This is a genomic window from Comamonas testosteroni ATCC 11996 (assembly GCF_000241525.1).
Taxonomy (GTDB): Bacteria; Pseudomonadota; Gammaproteobacteria; order Burkholderiales; family Burkholderiaceae_C; genus Comamonas; species Comamonas testosteroni.
Window position 1 is genome coordinate 82,715 of the sequence record NZ_AHIL01000002.1, and the last position, 14,803, is coordinate 97,517.

Below are 14,803 nucleotides of genomic sequence, written 5' to 3' on the forward strand. Positions count from 1 at the left end.
CCCTGCGGATAAGCATCGGAAAAAGAGCTGCCAGTGCTTGTGGCTCAGGCACCAGGGCTGCCCGGATCGTGCCGGAGCCGCATGGTTCACGCCTGCGATCCGAAGCGCGGGTCAGAGGCGAACCATTGCGGGCTGAATCAGGCTTCGGCCGGGTAGAACAGCTTGCGCGTGGCCGTGGCCTGCACGGCCTTGGCAATGGCACCGATATGGTCGGGTGTGGTGCCGCAGCAGCCGCCCACGATATTGACCAGACCTTCGGCCGCGAACTCGTGCACCAGACGGCTGGTGATCTCGGGCGTTTCGTCAAAGCCGGTGTCGCTCATGGGGTTGGGCAGACCGGCATTGGGGTAACAGCTGATGAAGGTGTCGGGAGCCGCCTTGGCCAGCTCCTGCACATAGGGACGCATGAGCGTGGCACCCAGGGCGCAGTTCAGGCCCACGGACAGCGGGTTGCTATGGCGCACGCTGTGCCAGAAGGCCGTCACGGTCTGCCCGCTCAGAATGCGACCCGAGGCATCGGTCACCGTGCCGCTGATCATGATGGGCAGGCGCTCGCCGGTCTGCTCGAAGGCCTCGTCCACGGCAAACAGCGCGGCCTTGGCGTTGAGGGTATCGAAGATGGTCTCGACCAGAATTACGTCGGCACCGCCTTCAATCAGCGCCAGCGTCTGCTCCAGATAGGCCTGGCGCAGCTGCTCGAAGGTGATGTTGCGTGCGGCAGGGTCGTTCACATCGGGGCTGATGGAGGCCGTCTTGGGCGTGGGGCCCAGGGCTCCGGCCACATAGCGCTTGTGGTCGGGCGTGCTGTACTTGTCGCAGGCCGCACGCGCGAGCTGGGCGCTCTTGAGGTTCATCTCATAGGCCAGATCGGCCATGTGATAGTCCTCCTGCGCAATCGTGGTCGCACCAAAGGTGTTGGTCTCGATCAGATCGGCGCCGGCAGCCAGGTATTTCTCATGGATGTCGCGAATCACGTCGGGACGGGTCAGCGACAGCAGCTCGTTGTTGCCCTTGACGTCATGGGCAAAGTCCTTGAAGCGCTCGCCCGCACCTTCGGCACCGGCATAGCCCTCGCCGCGATACTGAGCCTCGCCCAGCTTGAAACGCTGAATCATGGTACCCATCGCACCGTCAAGAATGACGAGGCGCTTGGCAAGCGTTGCGGGCAGCTCCTGGGCTCGGGTGTAGGCGGGGGTGGGGTGCGACTGGCTCATAGACCGCCATTGTAGGAAAGCTGGCAGGCTTTGCCGGGCTGCCGGGCATTGCCCTGCCGCCAGCGCCTATTCCGATGGCTGGCCTGCCGGGTAGCGAGCCTTGGCCATGCGGAACGTCAGATTCCAGCGCTCATTGCCAAGCAGCGGGTGTTGGCCCTGCTTGAGCGGGGCGACGCCATGAAACACCAGGCGCGAACGCCCGCCCCAGACCAGCACATCGCCATGGGTGAGCGCAAGGCGCCGGGTGGGACTCTGGCGCGTCAGCCCGCCCCAGAGAAAGCTGCAAGCCAGGCCCAGCGAAACCGAGACTATGGGCGCCGCATAGTCATGTTCGTCCTGGTCGCGGTGCAAACCCATGCGCGCGCCCGGCTGATAGCGGTTGATCAGGCAGGCATCGGGCGCAAAATCCGGATAGCCGGCCAGCGCCGCAGCCCTTGCGGCCTGCTCGCACAGAAAAGCGGGGATGGCAGGCCAGGGCTTGCCGGTCTGCGGATCGACGGCGCTGTAGCGATAGCCCTGCAGATCCGAAATCCAGCCCCAGCCGCCGGCGTTGGTGATCGCCACCGACATGAACTTTCCGCCGGGCACCTGCATGTTTCGAAATGCGGCCCGTGTCTGCAAAGCCGTCACATCGGCCACCCAGCGCTGCTCCTGGGCTGCCGCAAAACCGCGCAGCAGCACGGCACCGTCATCAATGATTTCGGCGGGCAGGGGTTCGTCAGGAAACAGCGAAAGCGTCATTGCAGCGCCATCATAGGCTTGGCCGGTGGCGGCCCTCCCAGCCGCCGGCCAGCGCCTGATACAGCGCCACGGCGGCACGCAGGCCGCGCGCGCGGCTGTCGGCCGCCGCGTCCTGGGCCGCGTAGAGGTCGCGCTGTGCGTCCAGCACCTCGTACAGGCCCACGCTGCCCAGGCGGTAGCGGCGCTGCGCGAGCTGCTCGGCCCGTGCACGCTGCTCGGCGGCCTGGGCCAGATGGGCGTCCTCGGTGCGGGTGCGCGTGAGAAGCACCAGGGCGTTTTCGGTGTCCTCCAGCGCCAGCAGCACGCTTTGCTGGTACTGGGCCAGCGCGACCTGGGCACCGGCCTCGCTGGCAGCGATGCGCGCGCGCACGCGGCCCACGTCGAGAAAAGACCAGTCCACACCCAGGAACACGCTGCGGCTCGCGCTGCCGGCCTCGAACAGCGCTCCCGTGCTGAGAGCGGAGCTGCCCAGCAGACCGCCCAGCGACAGGCGCGGGAACAGCTCGGCCGTGGCCACGCCCACCCGCGCAGTGGCGGCATGCAGACGCGCCTCGGCGGCGGCCACATCGGGGCGACGGCGCAACAGGTCGGCGGGCGTGCCGGGAGCGATGCTCTGCGGCAACTGCGGCAACGCGGCCGGTGCGTCCAGCGCTGCGATCAGTGCCTCGGGCACCTGGCCGGTAAGCACGGCCAGCCGGTGCTGTTCCATGGCGATCCGTGCCTGCAGCGCCGGAATGCGCGAGCGCGTGGTCTCCAGCTGCGCCTGGGCGCGCGCTAGGTCGAAGTCGGTGCCGCTGCCATGCGCCAGCCGCAGCTGCACCAGGCGCAGCGTATCTTGCTGATTGGCGGCATTGGCTTCGGCCAGATGCAGACGCTGCTGCCAGCCGCGCAGATCAGCGTAGCTGGCCGCGACCTGGGCAGCAATGGCGACCTGCAGCGCAGCCAGATCAGCGGCGCTGGCACGCAGGTCGGCGCTGCCGGCCTCGATGCTGCGACGCACGCGACCGAACAGATCCAGCTCCCAGCTCGCGTTGATGCCGGCGCTGTAGCTGCGCTGGCTTCGCGGCCCGCTTTGTGCCCCGCTTGGTGCCTGGCTTTCGCTGCGTCTTTGCTGCAGCGCCTGGCCCGACACGGTGAGCGTTGGCAGCTGATCAAGACGGCTTTCGCTCAGCAGGGCCTGGGCCGCATCGAGTCGCGCCAGCGCACCGCGCAGCTCCTGGTTGGCCCGCAGGGCCTGCTCGACCAGCTGCGTGAGTTGCACATCCTGGAACTGACGCCAGAACGCGGCATCGGAGCCGATCTCTGGGGATGCCTGCTGCGGGACTGCGGACGGCTCGGCCCGCGCGAACTGCGCGCCGGCCTCAGGCGGCTCGGGTGCGCGGAAATCGGGACCGACGGCGCAGCCTGCGAGCAGGGCCGAAAGGCCCGCCACGGCCCATGCCAGCGCATGCCGGCGCAGAGGTTGGGAGATCTCAGACATGGCTGCCCTCCAAGGATGCGGGTGAAACAGGTGAAGCGGGATGGGCAGGCGTTCGGGTCGCCAGCGACCGCCCCGACAGACGGCGCAACGTGACGTAGAACACCGGCGTGAGGAAGAGGCCAAACAGGGTTACGCCCAGCATGCCCGAGAACACCGTCACGCCAGTGGCAGCGCGCACCTCGCTGCCTGCGCCGCTGCCGATCAGCAAGGGAACGGCGCCCGCGATGAAGGCGATGGAGGTCATGACGATGGGACGCAGCCGCAGGCGGCAGGCCTGCAGCGCGGCATCGACGATGGGCGAGCCGCGCATCTCCAGCTCGCGAGCGAACTCCACGATCAAAATCGCGTTCTTGCAGGCCAGGCCCATGAGCACCACCAGGCCGACCTGCACGAAGACATTGTTGTCCCCTCCGGCCAGCCACACGCCGAACAGCGCCGCGCAGATGCACACGGGCACGATCAGGATCACGGCCAGCGGCAGGGTCCAGCTTTCGTAGAGCGCGGCCAGCACCAGAAACACCAGCATCACGGCGATCACGAAGACCACGGCAGCGGCATGGCTCTGTTCGACCTGCTGGTAGCTCAGGTCCGTCCAGGCCAGCTCGATGCCGCGCGGCAGCGTGCGCTGCGCGATCTCCTGTAGCTTGGTCAGCACCTCGGCCGAGGACAGCAGGCGCGGATCGGAATCGCCGATCAGATCGGCGGCTGGAAAGCCGTTGTAGCGCAGCACCGGATCAGGCCCGTAGCTGGGCACCACGGTGACCATGGAGCCTATGGGCACCATCTCGCCGCGCGCGTTGCGCGTGCGCAGCTGGGCGATGTCCTCCACGGCCTGGCGGTAGTCGGCATCGGCCTGCAGCATCACGCGCCAGACGCGGCCGAAGGCGTTGAAGTCGTTGACGTAGACCGAGCCCAGATAGGCCTGCAGGGTCTGGAACAGATCGGTCAGCGCCACGCCCTGGGCCTTGGCCTTGATGCGGTCCACCTTCACTTCCAGCTGCGGGATATTGGACTGGTAGCTGCTGACCGGGTAGGTCATGCCTGGTGTCTTGGCAATCTCGGCCTGAAAGGCCTCAAGCGCCTGCTGCAGCGCTGCATAGCCCAGGCCCGCCCGGTCCTGCAGGAACAGCGAATAACCCGATCCGTTGCCCAGGCCCTGGATGGGCGGCGGCATCAGCGCATAGGCGAAGCCGCCTTCGATCTGAGCGAACTTGGCACCCAGCTCGGCATTGATGGCCTCGGCGCTGCGGGTGCGCTCGCCGAAGGGCTTGAGCATGATGTAGGAGCTGGTCAGATTGGGCGTGGTCGTGGACTGCAGCGCATTGAAGCCCGCGAAGGCCGCGACCATGTCCACACCATCCACGCTCTTGGCCGCCTCCACCATCTGACGCGTGACCGCATCGGTGCGGTTCAGCGACGCACCCTCGGGCAGCTTGGCGCCGGCAAACAGGTAGAGCTTGTCCTGCATGGGGATGAAGCCGCCGGGCACGGCATGGAACAGCACGGCGGTGCCGGCCAGCAGTGCCGCATAGACCGCGAACACCAGGCCGCGTCGGCGCAGCGAGCGACCCACCGAGTTCTGGTAGCCGTGGGCGCTGCGATCGAAGAAGCGGTTGAAGGGCCGGAAGAGCCAGCCCAGGCCCTTGTCGATGACGCGTGCCAGCGCGTCGCGCGGTGCGCCGTGCGGCTGCAGCAGCTTGGCCGCCAGTGCCGGCGACAGGGTCAACGAGTTGATGGCCGAGATCACCGTGGAGATGGCAATCGTCACCGCGAACTGCTGGTAGAACTGGCCCGTGACGCCGCTGAGAAAGGCCATGGGAACGAAGACCGCGCACAGAACCAGGGCGATGGCGATGATGGGCCCGGAGACCTCCTTCATGGCCAGATGGGCCGCCTCCTGTGGGCTGTGGCCCTGCTCGATGTAGCGCTCCACGTTCTCGACCACGACGATGGCGTCGTCCACCACGATGCCGATCGCCAGCACCAGGCCGAACAGCGTCAGCGTGTTGATGGAATAGCCCAGCAGGTACAGGCCCGCGAACGTGCCGATGATAGACACGGGCACGGCCAGCAGCGGAATGATGGAGGCGCGCCAGGTCTGCAAAAAGACGATGACCACCAGCACCACGAGGATCACGGCCTCGATCAGCGTGCTCTGCACGGCCTTGATCGAGTCGCGCACAAAGACCGTGGGGTCCCAGACGGATTCGAAGGCCACGCCTTCAGGCAGGTCCTTCGAGAGCCGGTCCATGGCCGCGTAGACCTGCTCGGCCACGCCCAGCGCATTCGCGCCCGGCGACAGGAAGATGCCCACGGCCGCCATGTTCTTGGTGTCGCTCCACGAGCGCAGCGTGTAGTCGCTGGCGCCCAGCTCGATGCGCGCCACGTCGGCCAGACGCACGACCTGACCGCCTTCGCCGCTCTTGAGCACAATGCTGCCGAACTCCTCGGCCGTCTTCAGCCGCCCGCGCACATTGATGGACAGCAGCTTGTCGGACTTCTGCGCACTGGGCTCGGCGCCCAGCTGGCCGGCCGAGACCTGGATGTTCTGCTCGCGGATGGCTGCGATCACCTCGCCGGCCGTGAGCTGGCGTGCCGCCACCTTGTGCGGGTCCAGCCAGACACGCATCGCATAGTCGCCCGCGCCGTAGATGCCCACGTCGCCCACGCCGGGAATGCGCGCCAGCACATCCTTGATCTTGAGCGTGACATGGTTGCGCAGGTACAGCGCATCATGCCGGCCATCCTTGGAGACCAGGCCCACGTACATCAGCGGTGTGGACGCCTGCTTCTGCGTGGTCACGCCGAACTGTCGCACCTCCTCGGGCAGCCGGCTCTGGGCCTGGCTGACGCGGTTCTGCACGCGCACGGCTGCGGTGTCGGGATCGATTTCTGGGCGGAAGGTGGCAACCACCTGCAGACTGCCGTCCGAAGCCGCGACCGACTTCATGTACATCAGGCCTTCGACCCCGTTGATGGCCTCCTCCAGTGGCACGGCCACCGACTCGGCGACCTCCTTGGGATTGGCCCCCGGATAGGTGGCGCGCACGACCACGCTGGGCGGCACGACCTCGGGATATTCGCCCACCGGCAGCTGCGGAATGGCCACCAGGCCGACGGCGAACATGATGATGGAGAGCACGACCGCGAAGATGGGCCGGTCTATGAAGAATTTGGAGAAGTCCATGGCACTCCCTCCTTACTGCGCAGCGGCGGGCGTGGGCTGCACGGCCGCTGCCACCACCGGCCTGGGATTGACGGGCATGCCGGGGTAGTAGATACGCTGCACGCCGCCCACCACCAGCCGGTCACCCGCGGCCAGACCCTTTTCCACCAGGCGCCGGCCATCGACCATGCGACCCAGCGTGAGTTCGCGACGCTCGGCCAGATTGCCTTCGCCCACCACATAGACGTACTTGCGGTCCTGGTCGGTAAGCACGGCCTTGTCGTCGATCAGCAGCGCCTGGGACTCGACCTCCTGCCGGTCCGGGCCGCTTTGCATCTGCACGCGTGCGAACAGGCCTGGCGTCAGCATCCGGTCGGGGTTGGCCAGGCGCGCGCGCAACCGCATGGTGCCCGTGCCCGGCTGGAGCTGGTTGTCGCTGAAGTCCAGCGTGCCCGCATGGGAAAAGCCGCTGTCGCCGACCAGGGCCACGCGCACCGCGCGGCCCTGGCCGCTCAGGCCAGCCAGACCTGCCTTCTGGTAGCGCAGAAAGCTGTGCTCGTCGGCATCGAAATAGGCATACACCGGGTCCTGCGAGACCAGGGTGGTCAGCACGCTCTGGTCGGCCTGGGCCATATTGCCCACGGTGAGCAGGGCGCGGCTGGCACGGCCCGTGATCGGCGCGCGCACCTCGGTGAAATCGAGCTGCAGCCGTGCGGTGGCCAGCTCGGCCTCGGCCGCACGCACCTGGGCCGTGGCCTGGGCCAGCGTTGCGGCCCGCGTGTCGGCCTCCTCGCGCGAGACAGCATTCTCGGCCACCAGTTGGCGTGCGCGCTGATCCTGGGTCTGCGCCAGCCCGGCAGCGGCACGCGCGCGTTCGAGCTGTGCCTGGGCGCTGGCCAGGGCCGCGCGATAGGGCCGCTGGTCGATCACGAACAGCAGCTGGCCCTTCTTCACCTCCTGGCCCTCGGCGAAGGCGATGCGTTCGATATATCCCGACACGCGCGAGCGCAGCTGCACCGACTCCACGGCCTCGATGCGGCCGTTGAACTCGTCCCAGGGGCGTATGGCCTGCAAGGCGACCTCGGCCACCTGCACCTCGGGCGCGGGCGGCGGGCCGTTGCTGGCATGGGCATCGCCCGTGCCGGAGCGGCCGCAGCCGGAAAGCAGGGCCAGCGCCGCTACGGCGCTGGCAAGCATGGTAGGCCGCAGCTGCGGTGCTTGGAAGACAAACATGAGACTCTCTCCTTCAGGAAACGGCCGTGCACGGCGTGCTGCGGCGCTTTGCGGGTACACCCGCCCCTGCGCGGCTCATGGTGCGCAATGGACGTCGTGGGAAACAGGTTGGAAACGGGGCCTGCCGGCCTTCAGACCGCGGCCCCGGACACAGGCCGCAGCCCGGGCCACGCAGGCTGCAGCGGTGCTCTGCGCTGCGCCAGAAAGCGCCGCGGCGAGCTACCCACCGCCTTGCGGAACATGGTCACGAAGGCAGGCGCACTTTCGTAGCCGAGGGCGTCTGCCACGGTCTGTATGCGCTGCCCTTCAGAGAGCTGCTGCAGCGCGGTAAGCACATGGAGCTGACGGCGCCACTGGTTGACGGTAAGACCTGTCTCGGCCAGAAACAGCCGGGTCATGCTGCGCTCGCTCATGCCTATGCGCTGCGCCCAATCGGCCAGCCGAGCCTGCAGCTGCGGCTCGGCGCACAGGGCGCTGGCCATGCGGCGCAGACGCCGGTCACGCGGCATCGGCAGGTGCAGCCCCTCGGGCTGTGCCGCCTGGATTTCGTCGATCAGCACCTGCATCAACCGGCCGTCGCCGTCATCAAGACGGTAGCGCTGCGGCAAGGCCTGCACGCGCTCCAGTAGCGCGCTCAGAAATGGCGATACCGCCAGCGCATGACAGGGGCCGGCCATGGGACGCGCCGCCCCCGCTGCCACGAATACGATGTAGCCGCTGGCAGCACCGCTGCAGCTAACGCGATGCGGCATTCCGCCTTCGATCCAGGCAGCGCTGCGCGGTGGCACCACGCAGACGCCAGCATCGGTCTCCAGCGTAATCAGCCCCGCATTCGTGACCATGAGCTGACTCTTGCTATGGGCATGGAAATCCATGCCCCAATCCCCCGGGCCCGACTGCATGGGCAGCACGATCACCGGGCGGTCCACCTGATCGGGATCCCACATTCCAGGCCGGCCCTGCAGCAAGGCTTCATCCACGGCATTCATCGCTTTTCCCTCATTTCAATCGCTCTCAAGAAGCTCCAGCGCTCGCTCGCGCGCCTCTTGTGTGGAGGCCACCAGCAGCATCGGATAACCCCAGGCCTTGCCGAACATCTGCGCCAAGGCCTGGGCCTGCTCCCGCTTTTTCGCATCGGGCTCGGCGTGAACCAGAGCGCGAACCAGGCTTTTGAGCTCGCTGCGGCGGGCTTTCATCCAGAGCACTACCTGCTTGCGCTCCTCGGGCGAGTGCTCCTGCTGGGACATGTCGCCGTCGCTGTAGAAGACAAAGGCCTGGCCGCGATCTAGCAGAGCCGAGAAATCCGCCAGCAAGCGGTCCATAGGCTGGGCCTTGTCACGCTCGTAGCTCATGCGGACCAGTGGATAGCTGCTGCTGTCGATGTACATGGAAACTCCCGTCTATGTTTGCCAATAAAAATGCGTCTCATTACTTTATGAGTGAACAGGAGCGACGTCATTGCAGCTTCCAGCCAAAGAATTTCTCAGTCCGGCCAACTGGCCTTCATGGACTGTCTCAGCGGACTTGCCCAGCTCCTGCGCTATCGATCACAATGGCCCACATTCTTCAAGTTCAAGTTAACTTGAAGTCAAGCACCAAGGAAAGACATCATGAAAATTGAGGATGATCCGCTGATGAGCATCAGCGACTTCGCACAGCGCAGCGGCGTCAACGCATCGGCGCTGCGCTTCTACGAGTCGCTGGGTCTGATCGAATCGGTGCGCAGCAGCGGCGGAAGGCGGCGCTACCACCGCTCGGGCCTGCGGCGCATCGCCTACATCGTGTTTGCGCAGCGCGTGGGGTTCACGCTGGAGGAGATCGCCGCGCAGCTGGCACAGCTGCCGACGCGGCATGTGCCCACGGGCGGCGACTGGCAGAAGATGTCGCGCATCTGGCAGCAGCGGCTGGACGAGCGCATCGACGAGCTGCAGCGCCTGCGCGACAGCCTCAACCAGTGCATAGGCTGCGGCTGCCTGTCGCTCAAGGTGTGCACCATGTACAACCCTGGCGACCAGTGCCAACGCTGCGGCCCGGGCCCGCGCCGCTGGATGGGCGACGAGCTGCAGGCCGCAGGCCACTAGCGCAGCGGCCGCGGGGCCTGACTCAGCTTCGAGCGAAGGCCAGCACGGCCTGCAGCAGACGCTGCATGGTGGGCTGGATGCGCGCCGCGACCTCGGGCAGGTAGTCGAACGGCATCTGCTCCTGCATATAGCTGGACTGCGTCATCTCCAGCTGCACGGCGTGGAAGCCCTGCTCCGGCTGACCATAGTTGCGCGTGATGAAGCCGCCCTTGAAGCGGCCATTGAGCACGCTGGTGTGACCCGGTGCCTGCCGTGCAATGTCCAGCAGTTGCTGGGCCAGCGCCGGCGCGCAGCTCTTGCCGTCGGCGGTTCCCAGGTTCAGGTCGGGCAGCTTGCCCTCGAAAAAGCGCGGCAGCACCGAGCGGATGCTGTGCGCATCCCACAGCATGGCCACGCCATGCTGGCTCTTGATGCGATCGAGTTCGGCGCGCAGCTGCGCATGATAGGGCTGCCAGTAGATTTCGCGGCGGCGCGCGACTTCCGCCTCGTCGGGTTCGAACGCCTTGCTCGCATACAGGGGCTTGCTGTCAAAGCCGTCAACCGGGCACAGCCCGGTCACGCTCTGGCCCGGATAGAGGCTGGCGCCATCGGGCGGACGATTCAGGTCGATGACATAGCGCGAATGCGTGGCGACCAGAATGGATGCGCCCAGTGCCTTGGCGAAGTCGTAGAGCTGCGGCATGTGCCAGTCGGTGTCGTGGACTTCGCGCCCTTCGGGCGTGAGCCTGGCCGCAATGTCGGCCGGCACATGGGTGCCGGTATGCGGCATGGAAATCAGCAGCGGTGCCGTACCCTGGTGAAAGACAAAGGGGGCGATGGCTTGGCTCATGGAGCGTCTCTCTTCTGTCAAAAATCTGAATGCAGCCGCCCTCAGGCGTTCTGCAGCAATGCCTTGCGGGTCTGCACAAAGCCTTGCTGGGCGACTTCGTGCAGCGCATGGCGACCTGCCTGCACACGCTGCTGGCCGCGAACCCAGACGTCGGCAATGGCCGAAGTGCGATGGCTGGCAAACACATGGGCCGCATGGCCGCTGTCGGCAGGCAGCCCGTTGAGGGCCACATGGCGGGCATCGAGCACCACGAAATCCGCCTGCTGGCCCACGGCCAGACCGGCAATGGCGCGGCCCGACGCCTGGGCACCGCCGGCCACCGCCTGCAAGGTCATGGAGGTCGCCACCTGGGGCTGAGCGCCGCCGCCAAGCACATTGCGCTGGCGCAGGTTCAGGCGCTGGCTGTATTCGAGCATCAGCAGCTCTTCGGCGGCATTCACCGAAGCATGGCTGTCCGAACCAATGCCCCAGCGTCCGCCATGCCTGAGCCAAGTCGGCATGTCGAAAATGCCGTCGCCGAGATTGGCTTCGGTGGTGGGACAGATGCCGGCCACGGCAGCGCTGCGTGCCGCGCCAGCATATTCCTCGGGCGTCATGTGCGTGGCATGGATCAGGCACCAGCGCGCATCGACGGGTGCATGGTCGAGCAGCCATTGCACGGGGCGCTGGCCGCTCCAGGCCAGGCAGTCATCCACCTCCTGGGTCTGCTCGGCGATATGGATGTGCACCGGTGCCTTGGGCAGCATGGCGTGCAGGCCCGCGAGCGCAGTCTTGAGGCTGTCCGGGGGCACGGCCCGCAGCGAGTGCGGAGCCAGGCCCAGAGCTGCCTGCTGCGCCCTGGTCACGGGCTCCAGATGCTGCAGCAGGCCGAGCATATTGTCAGTGCTGCGAATGAAGCGGGCCTGATCCTCTCGAGGCGGCAGGCCCCCGAAGCCGCTGGTCTGATAGAGCACGGGCAGCAAGGTCATGCCTATGCCGGTCTTCTGCGCCGCACGCAGCAGCGCCAGAGACAGGCTGGCATCGTTGGCATAGGGCTTGCCGCCCACATCATGGTGCACATAGTGGAACTCGCACACCGAGGTGTAGCCCGCCTCCAGCATTTCCAGGTACAGCCAGGTCGCGATCGCCTCCAGGGCCTCGGGCGTCATGCGATTGGCAAAGCCGTACATCAGCTTGCGCCAGCTCCAGAAGCTGTCCTGCGCCTGACCGCGGAATTCGGTCAACCCGCCGAACGCGCGCTGGAAGGCGTGCGAGTGCAGATTGGGCATGCCGGGGATCAGCGGGCCGGCCGCCTTGGCGGCTTCCTCCGCCTCTCCGGCCTCGCCGCTTTGCGGGTCCAAACCGGTCAGCACTTCGGTCAGCTGGCCGCTCTCGTTCCAGCTCAGCAGGACGTTGCGCGCCCAGCCTGTGGGCAGCAAGGCGTCTGCGGCAAACAAGGTACGCGAAATGGATGAGGATGCAGTCATGGTGATGGTCTCGATGAGGCGAAAAAGATCAAACCGCGCAGCTCATGCAGTCACGCGCTCAGTCTGCTCCATCGCAGCGAGCAAAGCCAGAACAAAACGCGCGTTGTCCTTCTCGGTACCTATGGATACGCGCAGAAAATTCTCGAAACCGGGCTCCTTCCAGGGCTTGACGATCACGCCCTGTCTGAGCAGCGCCTCGGTCACCGGCGCATTGGGACGGCCCAGGTCGAGAAACAGGAAGTTGGCTACCGAGGGCGCAATGCGCAGGCCTTGCAGCGGCTGGCCCGGCGCTGCCAGCGCCAGCAGCTGCCTGCGCAGGTCCTCGCGCAGCGCCACCGTGGTCGCCACGCCGCTGCGCATGTGCGCAGGATCGTTCCAGGCCGCCAGCGCCGCGCGCTGGGCCGCCATGTTCACGTTGAAGGGCGAGCGCACCTTGTCCATCAGGCCCACCAGCTCGGCGCTGTCGGCCATGCCGTAGCCCACGCGCAGACCGGCCAGGCCCCAGGCCTTGGAGAAGGTGCGCAGCACGATCCAGGGGCCGACCCGCGCATCCAGCATGACCAGCACATCGGGGTAGTCATCGTCGTGCAGAGCGTATTCGTAATAGGCCTCATCCACCACCAGCACGGTGTTAGCGGGCGTGGCCTCCAGCACCTGCGCAAACTGCGCCGTATCCATCATGCAGCCCACGGGGTTGGACGGGTTGGGCAGGAAGGCGATCTTGGGGGCCTTGGCCACGGCAGCGCACCAGGCGCCCAGATCGAAGCCCAGCTGCTCGTTCAGCTCCAGGAGTTCGACCTCCGCGCCCATCATCTTTGGATAGATTTCGTGCAGGCCAAACACGGGACGCTGGGTCACAACCAGATCGCCGGGTGCGAGAAAGACCTCGCAGAGAATCTTGATCAGGTCTTCCGAGCCGTCGCCGAACACCAGGCGCCCGGCGGGCAGCCCCGTGCGCTCGGCAATGGCTTCGCGCAAGGCCGTGCAGTTGGCATCGGGATAGTTACCCACATCGTTGGCCACCTCGGCAATTGCCCGGCGCACCGAGGCGCTGGCGCCAAAGGGGTTCTCGTTGCTGGCCAGTCGCGCGATATCGGTCACGCCATAGCGCGCCCGCACCGCTTCATTGGACAGGCCTGCGTTGTATGCGGGCAGCGGGCGAACCTGGGCACGGGCCAGCGAGGCCACCAGGGAATTCGTCATAGATCAAACACCTTTCCGGGATTCATCAGGCCCAGGGGATCGAGGGCCAACTTGATGGCTCGCATCGCCGCCAGCTCTGCGGGCGTGCGGCTGTTGCTCAGATAAGGCTTTTTGTGCAGGCCGATGCCGTGCTCTGCGGAGACGCTGCCCTGCATCTCGCCCACGATGCGGTAGAGAAGCTCCTCCACCTGCTCGCATTCGCCGTTGACGGTCTTGCCATCCACCGAGACATGGAGATTGCCGTCGCCCACATGACCGAAGTACAGCGCCTGGTGACCAGGCCAGCGAGCGGCAAAGGCCTGCATGCAGGCTTCGGCAAAACGGCCGATGTCGGCCTGGGGCAGGCTCACATCGAAGTTGATTGCGGGGTGCATATTGTTGTTGAGCTCGGCCGGTGCCTCGCGCAGCTTCCACAGCTGCTGCACCTGGGCGACCGACTGGGCCACGATGGCATCGAGCACCTCGCCGGCTTCCATGGCCTCCTCGAGCACCTGCTGCACATCGCCTTGCAGCTGCGCCTCGTCCTTGCCGTCCACATTGATCAGGGCCAGCAAGGGGTAACGCTGTTCAAAAGGCGCAGCGAGCTTGAGCCAGGCCATGGAGGCCTGCACAAAGCTGTCCCACATCAGCTCATAGGCCGCGACACTGTTGCCGAAGCGCGATTGCATGCGCTTGAGCACGGCCAGCGCCGAGTCGAAATCGGGCATGGCCACCAGCGTCGTGGCCGTGGCCTGGGGCGCGGGACGCAGGCGCAGCAGCACGCGCGTGATGATGCCCAGCGTGCCTTCGGCACCGATGAAGAACTGCTTGAGGTCGTAGCCCGTGTTGTTCTTGATCATGGGGCGCAGCATGGGCAGCACCGTGCCGTCGGCCAGCACCACTTCCAGGCCCAGCACCTGCTCGCGCATCATGCCGTGCTGCAGCACGCCGTTGCCGCCCGCATTGGTGGAGACATTGCCGCCGATCTGGCAGCTGCCGCGAGCGCCGAGATCGACGCCGAACACCATGCCGACATCGACGGCCGCCTCCTGCACGGCTTGCAGGGTGACGCCGGCCTGCACCTGCATCAGTCCGGTCTTGGCATCGATGTCCTCGATGCGGTTCATGCGGTCCAGCGACAGGGCCACTGCCCCCTCCATCGGAACCGCAGCACCGGCCAGGCCGGTCAGACCGCCCTGCGGGACCACCGCAATCCGGTGGGCGCTGCACAGACGCATGACGGCGCTGACTTCCTCCGTGGTGCGTGGGCGCACCAGCGCCAGCGGCTGCTGAGGCGGCGTGCCGCTCCAGTCGGTGCGGCACCGCTCGGGCGTGTCCGTGCCGCGCAGCGCGACATCGGCGCCCAGGGTGGAAATCAGTTCATTGAGAAATTGTTCGTGAGACATCAGCA

At 66.5% G+C, this 14,803-nt stretch carries 12 protein-coding genes; 1 reads left to right on the top strand and 11 read right to left on the bottom strand.

Annotation, left to right across the window (positions count from 1 at the left end; all coding sequences use genetic code 11):
• Positions 1–137 precede the first annotated feature (137 nt).
• From CTATCC11996_RS00385 to CTATCC11996_RS00415, 7 genes are all read right to left on the bottom strand, one after another.
• Positions 138–1,214 carry a homocysteine S-methyltransferase family protein gene (locus CTATCC11996_RS00385; protein WP_003071808.1) on the bottom strand — a complete coding sequence of 359 codons (1,077 nt, stop codon included), beginning with the start codon at positions 1,212–1,214 and terminating at the stop codon, positions 138–140.
• Between the two features lie 66 nt (positions 1,215–1,280).
• Positions 1,281–1,955, bottom strand: coding sequence for a DNA oxidative demethylase AlkB (gene alkB, locus CTATCC11996_RS00390; protein WP_003071810.1), 675 nt, complete (start codon positions 1,953–1,955; stop codon positions 1,281–1,283).
• Positions 1,956–1,965: 10 nt separating this feature from the next.
• On the bottom strand, positions 1,966–3,435 hold the full coding sequence (locus CTATCC11996_RS00395) for an efflux transporter outer membrane subunit (RefSeq protein WP_003071812.1): 1,470 nt from the start codon (positions 3,433–3,435) through the stop codon (positions 1,966–1,968).
• Positions 3,428–6,622: an efflux RND transporter permease subunit gene (locus tag CTATCC11996_RS00400; protein WP_003071814.1), complete on the bottom strand. Its 3,195-nt coding sequence runs from the start codon at positions 6,620–6,622 to the stop codon at positions 3,428–3,430. Before CTATCC11996_RS00400 ends, CTATCC11996_RS00395 begins: the two co-directional genes overlap by 8 nt.
• Positions 6,623–6,634: 12 nt before the next feature.
• The gene (locus tag CTATCC11996_RS00405) at positions 6,635–7,834 is read right to left on the bottom strand and encodes an efflux RND transporter periplasmic adaptor subunit (RefSeq protein WP_003071817.1); all 1,200 of its coding nucleotides are present in this window, start codon (positions 7,832–7,834) and stop codon (positions 6,635–6,637) included.
• 131 nt (positions 7,835–7,965) lie between these two features.
• The gene (locus CTATCC11996_RS00410; protein ID WP_003071819.1) at positions 7,966–8,823 is read right to left on the bottom strand and encodes an AraC family transcriptional regulator; all 858 of its coding nucleotides are present in this window, start codon (positions 8,821–8,823) and stop codon (positions 7,966–7,968) included.
• Positions 8,824–8,838: 15 nt separating this feature from the next.
• Positions 8,839–9,222 carry a hypothetical protein gene (locus tag CTATCC11996_RS00415; protein ID WP_003071821.1) on the bottom strand — a complete coding sequence of 128 codons (384 nt, stop codon included), beginning with the start codon at positions 9,220–9,222 and terminating at the stop codon, positions 8,839–8,841.
• Positions 9,223–9,444: 222 nt separating this feature from the next.
• On the opposite strand from CTATCC11996_RS00415, the gene soxR reads away from it, so the two are divergent.
• Positions 9,445–9,915, top strand: a complete 471-nt coding sequence (soxR, locus tag CTATCC11996_RS00420) for a redox-sensitive transcriptional activator SoxR (RefSeq protein WP_003071822.1) — start codon at positions 9,445–9,447, stop codon at positions 9,913–9,915.
• Positions 9,916–9,937: 22 nt separating this feature from the next.
• Here the strand turns inward: soxR and hutG are convergent, their stop codons facing one another.
• The 4 genes from hutG to CTATCC11996_RS00440 are packed head-to-tail and all read right to left on the bottom strand — an operon-like array spanning position 9,938 to position 14,798.
• Entirely contained in the window at positions 9,938–10,744 is an 807-nt protein-coding gene (gene hutG / locus CTATCC11996_RS00425) for an N-formylglutamate deformylase (protein ID WP_003071824.1), read from the bottom strand.
• 41 nt (positions 10,745–10,785) lie between these two features.
• Complete coding sequence (locus CTATCC11996_RS00430) at positions 10,786–12,210, bottom strand: formimidoylglutamate deiminase (RefSeq protein ID WP_003071825.1); 1,425 nt, start codon at positions 12,208–12,210, stop codon at positions 10,786–10,788.
• A gap of 42 nt (positions 12,211–12,252) precedes the next feature.
• Positions 12,253–13,413 (bottom strand): histidinol-phosphate transaminase, encoded by a 1,161-nt coding sequence (locus CTATCC11996_RS00435; protein ID WP_003071827.1) that lies wholly within the window; start codon positions 13,411–13,413, stop codon positions 12,253–12,255.
• Positions 13,410–14,798 (bottom strand): FAD-binding oxidoreductase, encoded by a 1,389-nt coding sequence (locus CTATCC11996_RS00440; protein ID WP_003071829.1) that lies wholly within the window; start codon positions 14,796–14,798, stop codon positions 13,410–13,412. Before CTATCC11996_RS00440 ends, CTATCC11996_RS00435 begins: the two co-directional genes overlap by 4 nt.
• Positions 14,799–14,803: the final 5 nt, after the last annotated feature.

Coding starts and splice junctions, on each gene's coding strand:
- CTATCC11996_RS00435 (WP_003071827.1), bottom strand. CDS start 13,413: ATGACGAATTCCCTGGTGGCCTCGCTGGCCCGTGCCCAGGTTCGCCCG.
- soxR (WP_003071822.1), top strand. CDS start 9,445: ATGAAAATTGAGGATGATCCGCTGATGAGCATCAGCGACTTCGCACAG.
- hutG (WP_003071824.1), bottom strand. CDS start 10,744: ATGAGCCAAGCCATCGCCCCCTTTGTCTTTCACCAGGGTACGGCACCG.
- alkB (WP_003071810.1), bottom strand. CDS start 1,955: ATGACGCTTTCGCTGTTTCCTGACGAACCCCTGCCCGCCGAAATCATT.
- CTATCC11996_RS00405 (WP_003071817.1), bottom strand. CDS start 7,834: ATGTTTGTCTTCCAAGCACCGCAGCTGCGGCCTACCATGCTTGCCAGC.
- CTATCC11996_RS00385 (WP_003071808.1), bottom strand. CDS start 1,214: ATGAGCCAGTCGCACCCCACCCCCGCCTACACCCGAGCCCAGGAGCTG.
- CTATCC11996_RS00400 (WP_003071814.1), bottom strand. CDS start 6,622: ATGGACTTCTCCAAATTCTTCATAGACCGGCCCATCTTCGCGGTCGTG.
- CTATCC11996_RS00395 (WP_003071812.1), bottom strand. CDS start 3,435: ATGTCTGAGATCTCCCAACCTCTGCGCCGGCATGCGCTGGCATGGGCC.
- CTATCC11996_RS00440 (WP_003071829.1), bottom strand. CDS start 14,798: ATGTCTCACGAACAATTTCTCAATGAACTGATTTCCACCCTGGGCGCC.
- CTATCC11996_RS00415 (WP_003071821.1), bottom strand. CDS start 9,222: ATGTACATCGACAGCAGCAGCTATCCACTGGTCCGCATGAGCTACGAG.
- CTATCC11996_RS00430 (WP_003071825.1), bottom strand. CDS start 12,210: ATGACTGCATCCTCATCCATTTCGCGTACCTTGTTTGCCGCAGACGCC.
- CTATCC11996_RS00410 (WP_003071819.1), bottom strand. CDS start 8,823: ATGAATGCCGTGGATGAAGCCTTGCTGCAGGGCCGGCCTGGAATGTGG.